Origin of the sequence: Acinetobacter legionensis (genome assembly GCF_048552295.1) — a bacterium.
GTDB lineage: Bacteria > Pseudomonadota > Gammaproteobacteria > Pseudomonadales > Moraxellaceae > Acinetobacter.
In genome coordinates this window covers 62,093-81,783 of record NZ_JBIMCW010000018.1, presented here as the reverse complement: position 1 = coordinate 81,783, position 19,691 = coordinate 62,093, and the positions used below count along the sequence as shown (strand labels likewise).

The window sequence follows — 19,691 nt, the reverse complement described above, 5'->3', positions numbered from 1 at the left end:
AATTTCACCCATAAAAATATTTATTTTAGAGAACGGTATGAAAAAAATTATTTTAATCTGCATTACAACAATGTTGAGTCAGTATGCACTTGCAGAAAATTGGAAATTTATTGTCAAAGATGAGGATGGTAGTTTTTATCTAGACACCGATCGTATTGTGAAAAAAGACAAAACGGTAAATTATTGGGCTAAGTTTGTTGCTGATGCAGACAGTGAAGAACTGGATATGAAAAAAGGTGACTATACACTTTCTCATAATTTAGACCAATGTGCTGATCGTACGACAAATATCACTTTGGTTGAAGATTATAAAAAAAATGGTCAATTGATCAATAGCGATCCGCAAGATTCAGATCCAAGTGATATTGATGATGATGAAATTAATCTGGCATTTTTTAAAGTCGTGTGTAAATAGTTTCTAAATTGTTATTTATTTCAATACTTAAAGCATAATCAGCTTTAACGCAATTCAGTCTAAGCTGCTTAAAATCCCTTTTATATAAAAGGGATTTTTTTATTGATCACTGTTAATTTATGGTCATCATACTATTTTGATTTAAGGCATTAGAATTTTTAAATCAGCCCTTTATATGCCCCATTCCAATTCTGCATTTGTGATTTTATTGATGACAGATTGATATTCAAACTTTTTACATGCACACCATAATTGGATAAAATCTGAACCAAAATATTGTTTAAAGACTGCATGTTTTTCAAATAATTGCAGTGCTTCAAGCTGATGAGAGGGTAAGAAATGCCGTGAGTTGATCACTTTTACTTGTTGGATTGATTGAGGTAAATCCAGTGCTGCATGTAAGCCATGCAGTACCCCCGTCAGAATGGTTGCAACACACAAATAAGGGTTGACGTCTGCACCTGCAACACGATATTCCAAGCGTTGATTGTCCTGATCTGAACAGGGGATACGAATCGCAACATTGCGATTATTGAAGCCCCAATTGGCTTCTAGTGGAACATGATTGCCAAGTTGGAATCTGCGAAATGCGTTAATATTGGGTGCTAAAATAGCCATGGATGCGGGCATTAAGTCAAGTAAACCTGCAATCACGTTCTGCATGATGGGGTTTGGATTTTTTAACTGATCTATTTTAAAAAGATTGTCTTGCCATTGATTGCGTATGCTCATATGAAAGTGCATGCCACTGCCTGCTTTCGCCATATTTGGTTTCGCCATAAAACTGGCTTTTAAACCATGTTGCATCGCAATTTGACGAATCATTCGTTTAATACACATGATGTCATCACACAGTTTTAAAATGTTGTCACTGTGCTGAATATTCAATTCAAATTGTCCAGAAGCACTTTCAGCTACAACACCTGTTAAATCAATATCTTGTCGTTTTGCTTCTAATTCAATTTGTTGAATGACAGTTTGAAAATTATGCGGAGTATCGACATCGAAACATTGGGTAGAAAGCGGATCAGATTGGGGAGAAAACGGGGCATCTTGGATATTTTTAGACAAATAAAACTCGATTTCACCGGCCATCATTGGAAAATAGTGCATCTGATGCAGTGTCAATAAAATTCTTTTTAATATATTGCGAGGCTCAATCACACAATCTGAACCATCATCGGATTTCATGGTTAATAGCAGCTGGGCATGCTGATTGGGTTGATCTGCACAAGGCTTTAGACTGCCCAAGACGGGCATACATAAGCGATCAGGTTCACCAATATATTTTCCCAGCCCACTTTCTTCAACCACTTGACCATCCAAGCTCATCGCATAAATAGACAATGGAAAATAACAACCTTTCTGCAATTGGTGGAGGGCATTTACTTCAATACGCTTACCACGAAGATGACCATTGAGATCATGTAAGCAGATATCAATAAACTGGGTCTCTGGATAATCTTCTAAATATTGTTGAATTTCTTTGTTGAAATCATGCATGTCCTGATTTTCTAAGATCAGTGCTGTGGGGAATATTTTTGTAGAACTGGCAAGCGACATATTCATTGTGAATAGATCCAAATGAGGTAAAAAAATTATAGGAAGCTTGCTTACTTGAGTAACGTAAAATGATCGTAAATTCTTTTCTTAGACGCTTAGCCAAAACACTCAACCTCAAGCCTCAATCATTGCTTGAGGCTCTATCCTAAAAACAGTGATATTTCAAAACAAAGCTTTGGCGTAGCATTGCCTCAGAATATTGAGGTAAAATGACATGATGGGATTTGTAATTGGTGTATTTGCAATTGCAGGCATGATTAAAGGCACAATTGGTCTCGGCTTACCTGCCGTTTCAATGGGACTTTTAAGCCTTGTGATTAGCCCATTCCAAGCCGCAACTTTATTGATCATTCCATCTATGGTGACCAACTTTTGGCAATTGTTTGCTGAAGGTCATGTATGGCGGTTGGTTCGCCGTTTTTATCCCTTATTGTTGGGAATTATTATCGGTTCAATTTGGAGTATTTTCCCAACATTAGGCCACTCTAGTAGTGGTTTCCATAGTGAAGCATTACTGGGGGGAATGCTGGCATTGTATGGACTATATGGTTTATTTTCCAAACGTATGCCAAATCTTGCACCGCATGAAAAATGGCTTTCCCCAATCATTGGATATTTAGGCGGTGCTTTAACTGTTGCCACGGGAGTGGTGGTGATTCCTGTGGTCCCTTATTTACAATCTTTGCAGTTAAAGCGTGATGATTTGGTTCAATCTCTAGGTTTAGCTTTTACCGTTTCAACCCTGTGCCTTGCCGTTTTTTTACATCAAAACCCTGTTGAAGATACGCCAATTGATTATCAGTTATCTCTTATTGCCTTAGTACCTGCATTAATAGGAATGTGGGTGGGAACAAAAATTCGTTATCGTATTCCAGAGCAAAAATTTCGTAAAGTTTTCTTCTGTGGCTTGGTGATTTTTGGCTTATATTCAGTATTGCATCAATTTGGCGTGATCTAATTCGTGGACTTAAATGGTCGTGTAATCGCGCTTTCCGCAAATGTGAAGCTATGGCCCTATTGGGTAAACTGAAAAAATCAAAGCAGATGATAGCGATTTAGTTAGTTTTAAAAATCAATATCAGCGTGGTGCTTAAGTCTTTAAGCTAAAATCAGTTTCGATTTTTGTGAAATTAAGAATTGGGCAAAGTGTTGATATGCTGTTGGAAGTTCATCAAAATTTTGAGCAGCCAATTGTAGTTGACGTTTTGCCCATTCACCGACTAGTTCAATTTGATCAAATGCATAGAGTTGATTGAGTCGCATTGCTGCCCGTTTGGGCATAATGGCAATGCCGACACCACTTGCAACCACTTGAGCGATCGCAGCAAAATTTGGCAATCTTAAACGATACTGAATTGCACAATTAAGCAATTTGGCTTGGTTTTCAATCGACTGCTGTAGAGAGTGATATTGCATTAAACCCACAAAGGCATAGTTCAGTGTATCGACCAGTCTAAGTTGTGTTCGCTGGCTTAATTCATGATTTGATGGACAAATCAGCACTAACGGATCATCTGAAAAGGTTAAAGTCTGTAATTGATGTGCATTAAAAAAGCTCGAAATTAAGCCGAGTTTTGCATTGCCTTTTTCAAGGGTCTGAATAATTTCATTACTTTCAGCTTCTTGTAGATCAATCTGAATATGTGGGTTTTCAACTAAATACTGAGGAAGTAATAAGGGTAGATATTCACTTTGTGCAGATGAATTACACCACAAAGTCATCTGTGTGCTTAGACCTTTTGCGAAGGGTGACATCGCTTGTTCAAGCTGTTTACTTTGTTGTATTAGACGTAAAGCCTGTTCTGCAAAAGTTTGACCTGCAATTGTGAGTTTGACCCCAGAGGCATGGCGGGTAAAAAGGCTTGTGGCATATTGTTGTTCGAGTTTTTTAATACGTTCACTGGCTGCCTGTAGTGAAATCGACGAGCGTTCTGCGCCTTTGGTGAGGCTTCCTGTGTCCACGATATTGATAAACAGTTGCAAATCGAAGAAGTCTAGGCGCATGCGAATCATAAAGAGCTGAAATGAGATCAAAGTATAGCTGAATAATCATACAAATATGCGATATCGTGTAGATTGTTTCAGCGGTAAGTAGGACGAGATTTAAATTGAAACTATGAATGAAGGCTTGATCACGACGATATCGTACGATAGTCACAGGATATTTTAAGCGATTGTATTGGAAAATATATGGGCTTGAAACAAAAGTAACTTGATTGATATTGATCATATGCCTGACTTGCTCAATTTGAGTCTACAACGCAAACCATTGATGAAATATCAAAAGACCCTAGAAAAGATGAAAATTCTAAGCGAGCAAAAAAGTGAAAACGATTGGTTTATTAGGTGGAATGAGTTGGGAATCTACAGACTTGTACTATCAGCAGCTGAATAAAAGCATTCAACAAAAATTAGGAAAATTACACTCTGCAAAAATTGTTTTAATCAGTGTTGATTTCGCTGAAATAGAAATATTACAGCGTCAAGGCTTATGGGACGATGCAGCACTGTATTTAAAAGAGAAGGCAATTCAGTTGGAGAAAGCTGGGGCAGAAGGGATCTTACTGTGTACCAATACCATGCATAAAGTTGCTTCTGCTATTGAAAACTCGGTCTCAGTTCCATTTATTCATATCGCTGATGCAACAGCAAAAGACGTTTTAAATCAGAATATTGGCAAAGTCGGTTTGTTAGGTACTCAATTTACCATGGAACAAGACTTCTATAAGCATCGGTTAGAAGAACAAGGCATCAATGTACTGGTGCCTAACCAAGCGCATCGACAGATGGTTCACAATATTATTTATGATGAATTGTGTTTAGGTGTGATCAAGGAAGAATCTCGTCAAAAATACATCCATATTGTTGAGCAGCTAATATTAGAGGGTGCTGAAGGCATTATTTTGGGATGTACAGAAATTTGTATGCTCATTGGGGATACTCAGTTTTCTGTTCCGCTGTTCGATACAACATCGATCCATGTGCAAGCTGCTGTAGATTTTACTTTGTCTTGACTTTTTTGAAGCGGGTATTTGTATCAATAAAAAAGCTCCCGAAGGAGCTTTAAATACTATATAAGCAAAGGCTTACATAATTTTCACACCTTGTTGACCCGCAGGGGTAACTTTGAAGATTTCTACTTCAAAAGTGATATTTTTACCTGCGAGTGGATGGTTGAAATCCACTTCAGTGATGTCTTCACCGACAGTTTTAACCACGCCAAATAGACTTTGTTTGGCTTTGTCTTCAAACTCAATCATGTGGCCTTCAACAGGACGTTGTTCAAATTTTACTGTATCGAATTTTTGCACATTTTCAGAATTCCACGGACCGAAAGCATCTTCTGGTGGAAGGCTAACAGTACGACGGTCACCTGCACGAAGACCAAATAAGGCTTTTTCAAAACCTGGCAATAAACTGCCATCCCCGATCACTAAGCTTACAGGCTCTTCACGGCTACGTGTGTTATCAATTTCAACACCACTTTCGATGGCAACAGAAAAATGCAGTTCTACTTTTGAGCCATCCGCAACGCGCGTTTCGTCATTGGGGTTAATCATTTGTTCAGTCATTTTGCGCTTCCGCACGTTGAATACGATGCTTTTCTAAAAAGAAGGTATCAATTAACAATAAAATCGTACCGAGAGTGATCGCACTATCGGCAATGTTGAATGCAGGGAAACTACTGCCTTGGTAATGCAAATGAATAAAATCGACCACATAACCTAATGTTACCCGATCAATTAAATTCCCCAATGCACCACCAAGAATCAATGCGATTGCAGCAGGTAAGATCAGCGTGGTTTTTGGCATACGCATGAGCCAAAAAATAAAGATGATCGATACAACGCCTGCAAGACCTGTGAATAAATAATGCTGCCAACCGCCCGCATCAGACAAGAAGCTAAATGCTGCGCCGTAATTATGCAGTAATGTCCAATTTAAGAAGGGCAATACAGGTACAGGCTGAGCATAAGTCAGCTCTGCACTTGCAATGTTTTTTGTCCATTGGTCAATGATAATGGCAAGGACAGAAAGTCCAAGCCACATCAAATTATGCGGATAAAACTGTAATAAGCCCTTTTTATTTTGCGGATTAGGCATATTTTCTCTCTTCACCTTGACCTGTAGGAAGGTTAATAATACAACGAGAACAAAGGCCTGGATGTGCATGATGTGTATTCACATCTGGAAGGACATGCCAGCAACGTGCACATTTTTCGCCTTCAGCAGCAGAAACTTTAACACGTAGGCCTTCAAGCTCTGTTGCTTCACCTTGCTCAGCGTAGTCATAAACAATTGCTTGAGAGGTGATCAAGACAAAACGAAGCTCATCGCCCAATTGCTTCAAGACGTTTTGTAGGTCTGTATTTGCCCAAAGTTCAACTTTAGCAGACAGGTTACTACCGACCAATTTAGCATTACGCGCTGTCTCAATCTGTTTATTAACCGCAGATTTGACTTCAATTAAGGTTTGCCAATCTGCTTCAGAGATCAAGTTGGTGCTTGATGCCACTGGAATATCATACCAATGCGCTGTAAATACATATTTTTCAGTTTGTTCTGGAATCAATGGCCACGCTTCTTGTGCTGTAAAGCTCAAGATAGGGCTCATCCAACGAACAAAGGCTTGAACCAAATGATACAACGCGGTTTGAGCAGAATGACGTGCTGTTGAATCAGCTTTAGTTGTGTATTGGCGGTCTTTGATGATGTCTAAGTAGAAACCACCCAAATCATTGATACAGAAACTGGTCAAAGCATTGGTGACGACATGGAAGTTCATATCTTCATAAGCTTGTTGAATGGTTTTCTGTACGTCTGCTGCACGTTGTAGGATGTATTGATCCAATGCAATCAATTGGTCCACAGGTAACGCATCTGTTGATGGTTTAAAGCCGTTCAAGTTTGCCAATAAGAAACGTAAAGTATTACGAATACGACGATAGCTGTCACTTACACGGCTAAAGATTTCGTTACTTGCGGCAATTTCATAACGATAATCGCTTGATGCAACATATAAACGTAAACCATCAGCACCTAACTGCTTGATGATGTCTTCAAGTGGGATAAAGTTACCCAATGATTTCGATAATTTGCGACCTTTTTCATCCACGGTAAAACCATGTGTAAGCAGGGCTTTATAAGGTGCACGTTTATGGATCGCAATCGACGTGAGCAATGAAGACTGGAACCAACCACGATGTTGGTCAGAACCTTCAAGATATAAATCAGCAGGATCTTGCAGTTCTGCACGTTCACGCAATACTGCATAGTGCGTTGTACCTGAGTCAAACCATACATCGAGCGTGTCACGAACAGCATTGTACTGCTCAGCATCATCACCGATAAATGCTTTGGCTTCACGATTATACCAACCATCAATGCCTTCTTTTTCGATGAGCTTCGCCACATCTTCAATGAGCTCTGCGGTACGAGGGTGCAATTCATTGGTATCTTTATGTACAAAGAATGGAATCGGCACACCCCAAGTCCGTTGACGAGAGATACACCAGTCTGGGCGACCTTCAATCATTGACTTGATACGGTTTTTACCCCAATCAGGGACAAAGTCGATGTCGTTTTCAATTGCATTTAAAGCATCTTGGCGTAACCCATTCGCATCCATGCTGATAAACCATTGTGGGGTTGCACGGAAGATGATTGGTGTTTTATGACGCCAGCAATGCGGGTAACTGTGCTTAATCGGCAGATGCGCCCAGAGTTTGCCAGCATCTGTTAATGCTTCAATGATTTTTGGATTGGCTTTATAAATGTGCTCGCCTGCAAAAAGAGGCGCAGTCGGTAAATATACACCATTACCACTTACAGGGTTTTCAACTTTTAAGTTATAGATTAAGCCAACTTTATAATCGTCCACACCATGTCCAGGTGCAGTATGCACAGCACCTGTACCACTGGTTGCAATGACATGTTCACCTAAAATCACAGGTACTTGACGATCTACAATCAATGGATGTTGTAATTGTAAGTTTTCGAGCGTCGCACCAACAAAGTCAGCCAATACTTTTGGTTGTTCAAGTTTGTAACGTTCACATGCAGATTCAACTAAATCTTTGGCTAAGATTAAGTTTTGTGTACCACGCTCAGACTGAACTTCCACCAATTGATAGGCAATATCCGCATGTAAGGCAACCGCTTGGTTTGCAGGTAATGTCCAAGGTGTCGTTGTCCAAATCACGATATCTGTTGGATTGTTAACGCTGACACCAACTTTTGCAGACAAATCAGCAAGATCTACAACACCGAAACCCACATCAATTGCATCAGATTTTTTATCTTCATATTCCACTTCTGCTTCAGCAAGTGATGATCCACAATCCATACACCAGTTCACTGGTTTTAGACCAGGTTCGATATGACCTGCTTTGGCAATTTCACCGAGCGCGCGAACAATATCTGCTTCTTGTTTGAAGTTCATGGTGAGATATGGATTATCCCAATCTCCAAACACGCCCATACGAACAAAGTCTTTTTTCTGTAATTCGACTTGGGTATATGCATATTCACGGCAGGCTTTACGGAAAGTCGATGCGTCAACTTTTACGCCAACTTTACCGATTTTTTCTTCGACTTTGAGTTCGATTGGTAGACCATGACAGTCCCAACCTGGAACATAAGGTGCGTCAAAATCATCTAAAGTACGACTTTTAACAATAATGTCTTTTAAAACTTTATTGACGACATGACCTAAATGCAATGAACCATTTGCATATGGAGGACCGTCATGCAGAATATATTTTTTCTTGCCAATACGCGAAGCACGAATCTGCTGATAAATGTTGTCGGCATACCACTCTTCTAACCATTTTGCTTCACGTACTGCGAGATTTGCTTTCATTGCAAATTCAGTACCTGGTAGGTTTAGCGTGGCTTTATAATCCACTGCATTTTCAGAAGTTTGCTTATCGCTCATGCAAGTTGTCATCCAATATTATCAGCACCATTGCTGACGCGTTTTACAATAAAAGTTTAAGTTAAAAAGGAAATTTGGGGGTGTTTTTGCGAAACTCAAGCAAACGCTCGACATCATCATCAATTCCCGCCTGAAGCGCTTCAAGTGATGGGTAATTTAATTCACCATGTAAATAGTCGAGGAAAGTGACTCGCATTAACAGACCATACAGATTAGCAGAAACATTTGGAAAATGTACTTCTAATCGCCATTCTGGATGTTCTTGTTTGATTGCAGGGCGTGTTCCCACATGGCCCGCACCAAATAACGCATCTGTTTGATAGCCAGCAACACCTATTTTATCGGGGTTCTCAGCTCTGACTTTCTGTGTCAATGAGGTACTTTCGCAAATAACATCAACAGCATAAATACCACTTAAACAGGGTTTATGACGGCCAAGTCGAACATTGATGGTTGGAAAATTCAAAGTACGACCAATTTGATCACCATATTGCACACGACCAATCATGCTATATGGACGACCTAATAATTTTGCTGCAAGTGATAAGTCACCCGCTTGGAGAACTTGGCGAATACGGGTTGAACTGACACGTTCGCCATTAAATTCAATGGTATTGAGATTGGTGACATCAAAACCATATTGTTTTAAAAATTCACTATTGCCTTGACGGTCTTTACCGAAGTGAAAATCATCACCTAAGATCAAACTTTGCGCATTGAGTTTGTTTTTTAACAGGCTTGCAAAGTTTTCAGCACTTAAGCTACGGAATTGATTATCAAATTTAGCGATAGCAATATAGTCGACACCCAATTCAGATAAATATTCTACTTTTTCTCTGAGTGATGAAATCCGTGGTGGTGCTTCATAACCTTTGAAAAACTCTAAAGGTTGCGGCTCAAAAATCATCACCAAGGTTTTTAAATTTTGGGCTTTCGCCACTTCTTTGAGTTGAGAAACCATCGCCTGATGTCCCAAATGGACACCATCAAAATTGCCAATCGTCACAGCGGTTTGGGGCAATTGAAAATTTGGTGCTAAGGCATTTAGACGTAACAGCTGCATGGTTTCAAAATAAGCTTAAAATTTGAAAGGACTATATATTGCCATAATCTCACAGTTTCGTCTTTGTTGTTGTGTTTTTATCCAGAAAAAAATGACTGAGAATACTTTTATATCAGTAAAGTTGATTCATTTTATGAAATTAAATCAATTTTATTTATTAGAGGATGCTTTTATAATCAATTTATCTGCTGAAATGAGGATGAAGCAATGAAAAAGCCATTTTACCAACTTGAACAAACAGGTGATGTGATTCGACAGTTTACGCCAAACTGGTTCACCATGACCATGGGAACAGGGGTTGTTGCACTGATCTTGCCTGAATTTCCGTTTGCATCTGATTTTTTATGGCAGCTGGCAACTATTTTATGGCAGTTCAACACACTACTGTTTACTGTATTTATCATACTGTATGTTCTACGCTGGCTCATCTATCCTCAAGAAGCGAAGCAGATTTTTTCCCATCCCGCAATGGCACTCTTTTTAGGTGCAATTCCAATGGGGTTGGCAACGGTACTAAATGGCTTTTTAAAATATGGCATACCTATGTATGGTGATGTTGCGTTCCAAATTGCGCAGTTGTTGTGGTACGTCGATGTGGTTTTAGCGGTGGGTATCGGGGTGCTGGTACCGTTTTGTATGTTCCATAAACAAGATCATCAATTGCATACAATGACTGCAATGTGGCTATTGCCAATTGTGGCCTGTGAAGTTGCAGCAACATCAGGCGGCTTACTTTTAGCGCATATGCATGCTAGTCAACAGGCAGTGGCTATTTTATTCGCCAGTTATATGCTGTGGGGGATGTCTGTATTGCCTGCTTTTGGGATTCTCACCATTCTGATGTTACGTTTGGCTGTACATCAATTGCCGAGCAAAGAGTTGGCAATTACGAGCTGGTTAGCTTTAGGGCCAATTGGTACAGGTGCATTGGCACTCTTGGTTCTAGGTGCTCAGGCTCCTCAAGTCTTGGCATTGATTCAGTTAGAAAATTTAGGTGTGTTCTTTCAAAATGCTGGGATTGTGGCAAGTTTTATTTTGCTTGGCTTTGGTGTGTGGTGGGTTGCAATCGCAGTTCTAACCACACTTAAACATGCGGCAACCGAGCTACCATTTAATCTTGGTTGGTGGGGCCTGACTTTCCCACTGGGTGTATTTACCTTGGCAATATTGAGTTTAGGTCACCAATTACATCTCAGTTTTATTGTAGATACAGGCTTAGCATTTGCTGCAATTTTAATGATGTTGTGGGTGATGGTGATGAGCAAAACTTTGCGGGGGATGTATCAAGGGAATTTGTTTTTTTCTCCTTGTTTAAAGACTTTTTTAGAACGTGAATAAACAGAAAACCTTGTTAATCAGTCTATAAAACAATCATTAAGAACCAATGATAAAATCGCCCAAGCCCAATTGTCTATTGATGACAATTGGGCTTTTTTAATATTGAAATACAAAATAAATATTATATAAGCAGTATGATGTTGGTTTGAGAAAATTTAAAAATGGATGAATGTTGCAATCAATGAGGATTCAAAAAGCATTTCAGCCCGTGCTAGAAGAGGTGATTAACGCTTTTAGTCGCAGCTTTACCGAAGATTTACATAGTATCTATGTTTATGGCAGTGTCGCTCAAGGCATTGCAATTATCGGTCAGTCAGATTTAGACCTTTGTGTTGTTTTTAAAAATAAACCTAATAATTTAAATGAAAAGATTGCTGAAATAAGCGCAAATCTTAAGGTTTTACACCCATTTCTGCCTAAAGTTGATGTCGATATTGGTTTTCTAGACGAGGTTTTAAATAAGCATTCCCTACAAAGTTGGGGAGCATGGATCAAATTCTTTTGTCAGCACATTTATGGAGAAGATTTATCTGCGCTTTTTAACGATGTTCAGATTGATCGAGATGTAATTAAGGCGATAAATAGTGGTTATGATGCAGATATACAAGGTTATTTACGTATATTAGATGCATCTGATCAAACAGCAAAAGAATTAATCAACCTTAAAAAATCTTTAATTAAACGGATAATACGACTGCTCCCTTTAACATTGGATAATATAGAAGGATGGCCATGCAATTTAAATGATACTGTGGCACAAGCGATAGATGTATATCCTGAACAAAAAGCAGCGTTTCAATACTTGTTAAACGAACTTGATCACCCAAATGTATCGAGTGAGACCTCTCTCCAAGAAATAAAAAACGTTTATTTGTGGATAGATGCTCACATTATATAAAAATAAAAAAAGCAGCCTTTTGGCTGCTTAAAATAGGTTAAATTTATAATTATGATTTATCTTTTAAGCTAAAGAACCAGTTGAGAATCAATGCTGCAAACGTTGCAGTACCAATACCACCCAAGTTGAAATCACCAAATTGAAGGGCAAAGTCACCTGTTCCTAAAATGATTGTTACTGCGGCAACCATCAAGTTTTTATTTTGAGAAAAATCGACTTTGTTTTCAATCCAAATCTTCGCACCCGCAATGGTAATTAAACCAAAGACCACGATTGAAGCACCTGTTAAAATCGCCGTTGGGATGGTATGAATAACTGCGCCAAATTTAGGTGAAAACCCTAAGAAAATTGCAAAAATACCCGCAATAACAAAAACAATTGTAGAATAAACACGAGTAACGGCCATTACACCAATATTCTCACCATAGGTGGTCATACCCGGTGCTCCGACACCACCAGAAAGCGTGGTTGCAATACCATCTGCAACAAAAGCTTTACCAATTTGTGGATCTAGGTTTTCGCCAGTCATGGCACTGACTGCTTTGATATGCCCCAAGTTTTCTGCCACTAAAATTAAAGCAATCGGGGCAATAATTAACATTGCATTGAGATCAAAAACAGGTGAATGGAAAGTGGGTGTACCAAACCATGCGGCTTGTTGAATAGGCGTGAAATTAATCGGTGTTCCATTTCCCATTACATTTGCAACAATGAAATAGATCAAATAAGCCAATAACAACCCAACCAAGAGCAATAAGCGTTGTAATAGCCCTTTCGTGAATACAGCAATTGAACCCATACACAGTACAGTGACCAAGGCCATCCACATATTAAAGTCATTACCAGCGACACCTTTCACCGTAACAGGCGCAAGGTTTAAACCAATGATCATGACCACTGCACCAGTCACCACTGGTGGCATGAGTTTTTCAATCCACTTGGTTCCCGTTGCCATGACGAGTAAGCCGAACATTGCATACAACACACCACATGCCATGATCCCGCCAGCTGCAACAGCTAAATTTGCATTTGGTGTACCTGTACCTGATGCAGCATAGCCAGTTGCAGCAATTACGACCCCAATAAAGGCAAAGCTTGAACCTAGGTAACTTGGAACACGACCACCCGTAACAATAAAGAATAAGATGGTACAAATCCCTGACATTAAAATGGCAAGGTTTGGGTCAAAGCCCATTAAAAAGGGTGCGAGTACAGTTGCACCAAACATGGCAAATGCATGTTGAATCCCTAAAACGACACTTTGCGCAGGAGGTAAATACTCATTGGTACCGACAGGTCTTGCATCAATGCTGCCAGAATAAGGACGCCATTTGGGAAACCAGTTGGACATAAATTGAGCACTCAAAAAACAAATTGGACACATCATACGCTTTCTTTTCGAGAGTTTTAATCATTTTAGTCAAACTAAGCACTTGCATTTATTAGGGAAAATTGATGTTTTGTACCATTTGGTCAAATATTTGAATGATGTTAGTGCGTAAAATCAAAGTATTAAAAAATATAAATATAAAAAAGAAGAATAATTCAGGATTTTGTAACTGCTTAAATTTTTTCCATTCAAATTGAGATTTTTTTGCAATTGTTGATGAATTAGGCATTTTATTTGTGTGAAATTGCTTCTATTCTAAATTAATAGTTTCATTTTTCGTTAGCACTGATTCAACGTTCTTCTGTTTATATACTTTATATAATTTTGAAATTCTTTTTCTAACTCGACAAGATTTTTATTATTAATCATATGCTTCTCATATTTTGGAATTTTCGACTTTAGAGTTCCTTCATTATTTAAAACAGTATAACTATAATTTTCTCTGTAACCTGTTAAAAATTTTGAATTGAAAAAATATAATATTGTCTCAGTTCCATATACTCCAGAATCACCATCTATTTGAGAAATAATCACACAATTTTTTTTATCTAATTTATAGATACTAATTTCATTATCAAAGACGGGACCTCCATTTTCAATTTCATAATCTATGATAAAGCTCTGTAAGATTTTAAATTTATTTTTAATTTCATATCCTGTATATTTATAAGAATCAGTGATTTTAGTTGTACAACCTCCAACTATAAAAATAAAAAATAACAAGGCTAAAACATTTTTCATAAACACTCCGAAAGCTAAAAATTTAATTTTTTATAATTACTTATACCAAGTACTAAAAGTTGAGGTCTTAAGTCACGCCATGTTTTTCCATTCGGATGTAATTCGAAATGAGGTCTATCAATTAGGGATTTCCATCGACCACCCCATACTAATCCTAATTGTTCACCAATTGGTCCTAATTTTTTATGATCTTCTTCTGCACTATTTCTTCTGTCTTGTGGAGATAATTTCTGATTATAGGCAACAATTTCACCATCTCGCACAGACCAAACATCTACAGCCAAACCATATTGGTGATAACTTTTTAATGGTCCCGCTTTTGTAACCCCGCCAGATAAAGCGCCTTGTGCTGCAGGGCTTCTATAACCATCCGTAATTGTCCAACATATGTTGAGTGTTTGGTAGCCAGTATTAATTAATTGAATTATGTAGGGTTGATATATTGGATGAAGTTCAGAAATTCTAGCTAATGCCCGTTTGTAATGCTTTTCTCCTCCACATGCCTCTGGTAATAAGCCACTAGTATTGACAGGATCAGGTGCTTCCACTTCAGCCACAGGAGATTCTTCTTTGTTTTGAGAAGCATTCTGTTTTACTTTTGGTGGCGTAGATTTCTTATCTTTCTTGCTCTCAATTTTAGCTTTTGCTTGAGTGAGCCCTACTTTTCGGTCATAGACTTTTAACTTTTGGTTCTCACGGAGATGATCATCGCTTAGCCCATTAAGCTTTTTAATTTCATCGACCGTATTAGCTGTAAGCTTTGCAATTAAAGTTAATGTATCTTTATACTGAACCACAATGATCGTGGTTTTTTCTTGCTGACGAGGCTTTGTTTCTACTGGCTTAGTTTTATTTTCAGGAGTTGCTGTTTTTTTGACAGGGATTTTTAGCACTTGCCCAGGATGAATATCTGTATCACTTTTTAAATTATTTATTTTGATCAATTCTGATGTCGTTGTTTGATTATCATTCGCTATTCGAGATAAATAATCACCTTCAGCCACAATATAGGTTGATCTTAGATAAGTACCAGTTGCCACATCCTTTGTAGAAAGATTCACGCCTTTCAGTAAAACTTTTGGGCTACGAACAATAAAAATTGTTTTTTCTCCAACCAGCTGTATTTTGACTTTAGATTGATATTCCCCAGATGTACTACTCCTGATCCTCACATCAATCATCGTGCCTATAGGTCGCTTAAACCAAACAGATTCACCACTGGCAGGAGTAACATGATCAGATATAAGAGAAGACCCCACCCAAAGTTGATGGACTAATCCTTGAATAGGTTGTTCTAATGCATCAAGAAATTTAATATTTGCTAAGCAATCCATCATTAAACCTCTTGATCATGCTGGTCATGTGAACGGCATAGGTATTCAAACGCGTCCTCATCGTCAAGACCATCATCTACAGACACGGTCCAATCTTCTTCTGTACCAATGAGAATATCGTAGTTATCATTATGGTCCGAGCTTAGTCTTTGAGTTCGCCCATGCTGATCCAGTGTTCCTGAAACATAGGTGTTATTTTTATTATTGATGAGTTTATATTTCACATTAGAAAAATCAGTCTGGTAAAAAAGATCATAAAAATCCCATTTATTACTAAATAGAGTCTCTTCTTTTAAGATAGGAAGTGTTGGAATTTCAGCTTTAACACGACTTCCCGTTTTAAACTGATGTTGCCCGGCAAAAACTTTAAAATCATTTGGTGTTTTAATTGTTATGCCATTTTTTGAAATGATGATTTGTGAACCACCAGCCATGACTATACCATTTATTAGTTTGTTGATATTATATGTTTAGCATATCTTACAAAAATGAACAATATGACTTTTATCATTGCTATACAACTTGAGGATGGTGTAGTGGTTGCTGTAGATAACAAAAACATTCAATTAAAAGATAAAAATATCAATGATTTTGAGGAATATGACGATGTAAAGTTGTATGGGTGGGATGGCGGTGTTATCACGGGAACGGGTGAAATGTATGTCATTGATAAAGCAATAAGACTTTTTATTAATAATGCTGAATCTGATCTTAAAAAATTACCAGAATGTTTAAATATATCGAGACAAATTCGTGAAATGGAGGTTGGTCAGCATGAGCAAATCCAATCATCCAAATTGCTCTATTCAAGCTTTAGTGATTCAGGTGCAAAAATTTTTGCGGTTGAATGTGATGAAACAGGCGTTTATCGAACTCGTGAATTTCAAAATAACGATGTAATCGTTTGGTTTTTTAACCAAAATATTCAGGAAATAACGCAAGATTTAAACAACTTGTATAGCAATGCACGAAGTTATAGTTCTTTTGAGCAACAAGCAGATGGGTTTAATTATTACCTTCATCCTATTGCAGAAATTTTCTATAAACAAAGTCAAGTCGATACTTGGATGAGTAGCAGTTTTAATATTTGCTTCCAAACAAGAAACCAATGCTTTTCTGCCTATATCCATAATCAAAGAAATGACTTTATCAAGGGTCACTAAGTTGAAGGGGTACCTATGTACCCCTTCAAAGAAACTTGAACTTAACCCGTATTACGTAAACCTGCCGCAATACCAGCAATACTGACCATCAGTGCATGATCTACAGGCGTATGCTCCGCCTGACATTCAGCCAAGTATGCACGACGACGTTTCATCAATTCGGCTTGTAATAAATGCAAGGGTAATAAATACGGCTTACGTACTTTCATGGCTTGATCAAGTACATCATTGGAACTTAACAGCTGCGATTCACCTTTCATCGCCAACAGGGTTTGTACTGCATCATGCAAGCGTTGACGTAATTCAGCACCAAGTACTTTTAAGTCCTCATCATCGGTAAGATGAGATTCATAATACAGTGCAATATTTGAGTCGGCTTTAGAGAGAACCATTTCCAACATATCAATTAAGGTTTGGAAATAAGGCCATTCCGTTAACATTTCATCCAATACCGCTTTTTGACCTTGATCAATCACTTGGTTGATCGCTGCGCCAGTACCCAGCCAAGCAGGAAGCATTAAACGAATTTGGGTCCAGGCAAAAACCCAAGGAATGGCACGTAAAGATTCGATCCCACCACTGACTTTACGCTTTGCAGGGCGTGAACCAAGTGGCAACATTTGTAACTCAAGCTCAGGGGTGACGGTACGTAAATATTTAACAAAATGAGGATTTTCACGCACGGTCTGACGATAAACCTGAACAGATAAATCCGTCATGCTGTGCATCAAATCTCGCCATGCTTGTTTTGGCACAGGCGGTGGTAATAATGTCGCTTCTAAGGTTGCAGCAGCATAAATTTCCAAATTTTGTAAGGCAATTTCTTCTAGACCAAATTTAAAGCGAATCATTTCACCTTGTTCAGTCACACGGATTGCGCCTGAAATTGAACCCGGTGGTTGAGAAAATAATGCTTGTTGCGTCGGTGCACCACCACGACTGATTGAACCACCGCGACCATGGAACAAAGTCAGTTGAACGCCGTGTTGTTTGGCAATTGCCGTTAACTCTTCTTGCGCACGATACTGGGCCCAGTTTGCGGACATAAAGCCAGCATCTTTGGCCGAGTCCGAATAGCCAATCATGACTTCGTGCTTAGCTTGGATATGCTGTTTATACCAGTGCATATTGAACAGGGTACTCATGGTACTTGCAGCACCATCCAAGTCTTTCAAGGTTTCAAATAAAGGAACAACGCGTAATGGATGCTCAATTCCCGCTTCTTTTTGTAGTAACAGTACCGCCAAAACATCACTTGGATATTCCGCCATTGAAATGATATAAGCGCCTAAGCTTTCTTTGGGTTGTTCAGCCAAAGTACGCATGGTTGCAAAGACTTCTTGAACATCAGGGTTTTCAATCAGACTACCTGAAGGCTCATTTAAATGTTTAGGCAATAACGGGCGTTTGCTTTGTAATTCTTGCAATAAGAAATTTTGACGCGCTTGTTCTGTCCATGTCTCAAAATTACCCAAACCGAGATATTCGGTAATTGCTGAGATAGCTTGGCGATGACGACCTGACTCTTGGCGAATATCCAGTTTAAGCAATTCAATACCGAAACAATTTACTCGATAGATAAAGTCGAGCAATTTACCATTGGCAATCTCAGGTAAATTACATGCCATTAGTGAACGATAGCAAAGTAATAACGGTTGTAACAATTCATCTTTATGGCGAATGATTAAACTGCGATCTACATCTGAATGTTGACCACGTAATTTATCAGCCAACCATTGACGGGTTGCTTTGAGGCGTTCACGGGTCGCACGTAAATATTCGCGGTAAGGTTCAGGATGGCTATAACCCAAAGCTTGAAGTAGCTCATTGGAATAGGCTTCAATCGAGAGTTCCCAACGAAGATCTTCGATATCACGTACATAAAGGTCAGCCGCTTTCCAGCGTGACAACCACAAAACTTCTTGAGTAATGTTATGGGTGACGTTCGGGTTACCATCACGGTCACCCCCCATCCAAGATGCAAAACGAATTGGAGAAATATCCAAAGGCAAAACCTTTGCACAATTGTCCTGAACGAGGTCATCCAATTCACGGATGAATTTTGGAACCGCATTCCATAAGGTCTGTTCAATCGTGGTAAAACCCCATTTTGCTTCATCTATCGGGGTTGGGCGATGCTGACGGATTTCGTCAGTTTGCCATGCAGAACAGATCAGTTGTTTTAAATCGGTTAACACATCTGCACGTTGCTTAGGTGTCAGTTTTTGCTGGTCAAAAGTAGACAGGCAATGATTAATGCCATCATATTTTTGGATTAAAGTACGACGACTGACTTCGGTTGGATGCGCCGTGAGAACCAATTCAATTTTTAATTCACAAATTTGTTTATAGAGCGTTTCTGCTGAAATTTGCTGATCTTTGAATTTGCTAAACAAATGATCCAGCACATTGGGTGATGGCGAATTTTCATCGCACTCACTTTGACGACGACTACGCACAACGTGATATTGTTCAGCAATATTGGCAAAATTTAGAAAGTGTGAAAAGGCGCGGGTGAGTGGCAGAATTTCATCATCTTTTAAATTTAAAAATAATTGTTCAAGTTGTTTTTCTGCTTCAATTTGACCATCTCGAGCACCTTTACCTAAAGCCCGAATTTGTTCAATTTGATTAAACAAATCTTGTCCTGCATGTTCCTTTAGCGTTTCGCCTAAAAGGTTTCCGAGTAAGCGTACATCTTCACGCAGCGGAGCATCAATTTGTTGAACCATTTGTTACTCTCCAGTTCTTGTTATCTCGAATATAACGTGATTCCACCACAATCCAAGAGACTCCCTACAAAAGTATGTAAATGACTGTGCAAGAAGTCGGCTTTGGCTTAATTTTAA

Annotated in this window: 17 protein-coding genes; 6 read left to right on the top strand and 11 right to left on the bottom strand. The window is 38.7% G+C overall.

The features are described from left to right. The first annotated feature begins 37 nt into the window (after positions 1 to 37). Positions 38 to 415: a surface-adhesin E family protein gene (locus ACG916_RS14630; RefSeq protein ID WP_004718881.1), complete on the top strand. Its 378-nt coding sequence runs from the start codon at positions 38 to 40 to the stop codon at positions 413 to 415. A gap of 171 nt (positions 416 to 586) precedes the next feature. On the opposite strand, the gene ACG916_RS14625 is transcribed toward ACG916_RS14630, so the two are convergent. Next, positions 587 to 1,984 (bottom strand): glutamine synthetase family protein, encoded by a 1,398-nt coding sequence (locus ACG916_RS14625; protein ID WP_419330239.1) that lies wholly within the window; start codon positions 1,982 to 1,984, stop codon positions 587 to 589. 208 nt (positions 1,985 to 2,192) lie between these two features. On the opposite strand from ACG916_RS14625, the gene ACG916_RS14620 reads away from it, so the two are divergent. After that, a complete protein-coding gene (locus ACG916_RS14620) occupies positions 2,193 to 2,936 on the top strand; it encodes a sulfite exporter TauE/SafE family protein (RefSeq protein ID WP_234623450.1) in 744 nt (247 codons plus the stop codon). A gap of 140 nt (positions 2,937 to 3,076) precedes the next feature. Here the strand turns inward: ACG916_RS14620 and ACG916_RS14615 are convergent, their stop codons facing one another. Continuing rightward, positions 3,077 to 3,982, bottom strand: coding sequence for a LysR family transcriptional regulator (locus ACG916_RS14615; protein ID WP_035370793.1), 906 nt, complete (start codon positions 3,980 to 3,982; stop codon positions 3,077 to 3,079). Between the two features lie 320 nt (positions 3,983 to 4,302). Here ACG916_RS14615 and ACG916_RS14610 point away from each other — a divergent pair, with 320 nt between their 5' ends. Further along, on the top strand, positions 4,303 to 4,992 hold the full coding sequence (locus ACG916_RS14610) for an aspartate/glutamate racemase family protein (RefSeq protein WP_419330241.1): 690 nt from the start codon (positions 4,303 to 4,305) through the stop codon (positions 4,990 to 4,992). Between the two features lie 72 nt (positions 4,993 to 5,064). Here the strand turns inward: ACG916_RS14610 and ACG916_RS14605 are convergent, their stop codons facing one another. The 4 genes from ACG916_RS14605 to ribF all read right to left on the bottom strand — a co-directional run bounded on the left by ACG916_RS14605 (position 5,065) and on the right by ribF (position 9,978). Further along, positions 5,065 to 5,550, bottom strand: coding sequence for an FKBP-type peptidyl-prolyl cis-trans isomerase (locus ACG916_RS14605; protein WP_004818226.1), 486 nt, complete (start codon positions 5,548 to 5,550; stop codon positions 5,065 to 5,067). Continuing rightward, a complete protein-coding gene (lspA, locus tag ACG916_RS14600; RefSeq protein WP_004718873.1) occupies positions 5,543 to 6,082 on the bottom strand; it encodes a signal peptidase II in 540 nt (179 codons plus the stop codon). Before lspA ends, ACG916_RS14605 begins: the two co-directional genes overlap by 8 nt. Next, complete coding sequence (gene ileS, locus ACG916_RS14595) at positions 6,075 to 8,915, bottom strand: isoleucine--tRNA ligase (protein WP_096732450.1); 2,841 nt, start codon at positions 8,913 to 8,915, stop codon at positions 6,075 to 6,077. Before ileS ends, lspA begins: the two co-directional genes overlap by 8 nt. A gap of 61 nt (positions 8,916 to 8,976) precedes the next feature. After that, positions 8,977 to 9,978 carry a riboflavin biosynthesis protein RibF gene (gene ribF / locus ACG916_RS14590; protein ID WP_262084761.1) on the bottom strand — a complete coding sequence of 334 codons (1,002 nt, stop codon included), beginning with the start codon at positions 9,976 to 9,978 and terminating at the stop codon, positions 8,977 to 8,979. A 207-nt stretch (positions 9,979 to 10,185) separates the two neighbouring features. Here ribF and ACG916_RS14585 point away from each other — a divergent pair, with 207 nt between their 5' ends. After that, positions 10,186 to 11,316 carry a TDT family transporter gene (locus ACG916_RS14585; RefSeq protein ID WP_151957664.1) on the top strand — a complete coding sequence of 377 codons (1,131 nt, stop codon included), beginning with the start codon at positions 10,186 to 10,188 and terminating at the stop codon, positions 11,314 to 11,316. Between the two features lie 181 nt (positions 11,317 to 11,497). Further along, positions 11,498 to 12,214 (top strand): nucleotidyltransferase domain-containing protein, encoded by a 717-nt coding sequence (locus ACG916_RS14580; RefSeq protein WP_419330244.1) that lies wholly within the window; start codon positions 11,498 to 11,500, stop codon positions 12,212 to 12,214. Positions 12,215 to 12,263: 49 nt separating this feature from the next. On the opposite strand, the gene ACG916_RS14575 is transcribed toward ACG916_RS14580, so the two are convergent. The 4 genes from ACG916_RS14575 to ACG916_RS14560 all read right to left on the bottom strand — a co-directional run bounded on the left by ACG916_RS14575 (position 12,264) and on the right by ACG916_RS14560 (position 16,113). Further along, positions 12,264 to 13,565, bottom strand: coding sequence for a solute carrier family 23 protein (locus ACG916_RS14575; protein ID WP_004718863.1), 1,302 nt, complete (start codon positions 13,563 to 13,565; stop codon positions 12,264 to 12,266). A gap of 318 nt (positions 13,566 to 13,883) precedes the next feature. Further along, positions 13,884 to 14,345 (bottom strand): hypothetical protein, encoded by a 462-nt coding sequence (locus ACG916_RS14570; protein ID WP_262084764.1) that lies wholly within the window; start codon positions 14,343 to 14,345, stop codon positions 13,884 to 13,886. A gap of 14 nt (positions 14,346 to 14,359) precedes the next feature. Continuing rightward, positions 14,360 to 15,679 (bottom strand): LysM peptidoglycan-binding domain-containing protein, encoded by a 1,320-nt coding sequence (locus tag ACG916_RS14565; RefSeq protein ID WP_419330246.1) that lies wholly within the window; start codon positions 15,677 to 15,679, stop codon positions 14,360 to 14,362. 2 nt (positions 15,680 to 15,681) lie between these two features. After that, positions 15,682 to 16,113: a hypothetical protein gene (locus ACG916_RS14560; RefSeq protein WP_262084765.1), complete on the bottom strand. Its 432-nt coding sequence runs from the start codon at positions 16,111 to 16,113 to the stop codon at positions 15,682 to 15,684. A gap of 63 nt (positions 16,114 to 16,176) precedes the next feature. Here ACG916_RS14560 and ACG916_RS14555 point away from each other — a divergent pair, with 63 nt between their 5' ends. After that, positions 16,177 to 16,842 carry a hypothetical protein gene (locus ACG916_RS14555; RefSeq protein WP_315079505.1) on the top strand — a complete coding sequence of 222 codons (666 nt, stop codon included), beginning with the start codon at positions 16,177 to 16,179 and terminating at the stop codon, positions 16,840 to 16,842. Positions 16,843 to 16,883: 41 nt separating this feature from the next. Here ACG916_RS14555 and ppc read toward each other — a convergent pair whose 3' ends face one another. After that, positions 16,884 to 19,574, bottom strand: a complete 2,691-nt coding sequence (ppc, locus tag ACG916_RS14550; RefSeq protein ID WP_419281038.1) for a phosphoenolpyruvate carboxylase — start codon at positions 19,572 to 19,574, stop codon at positions 16,884 to 16,886. Between the last annotated feature and the right edge of the window lie 117 nt (positions 19,575 to 19,691).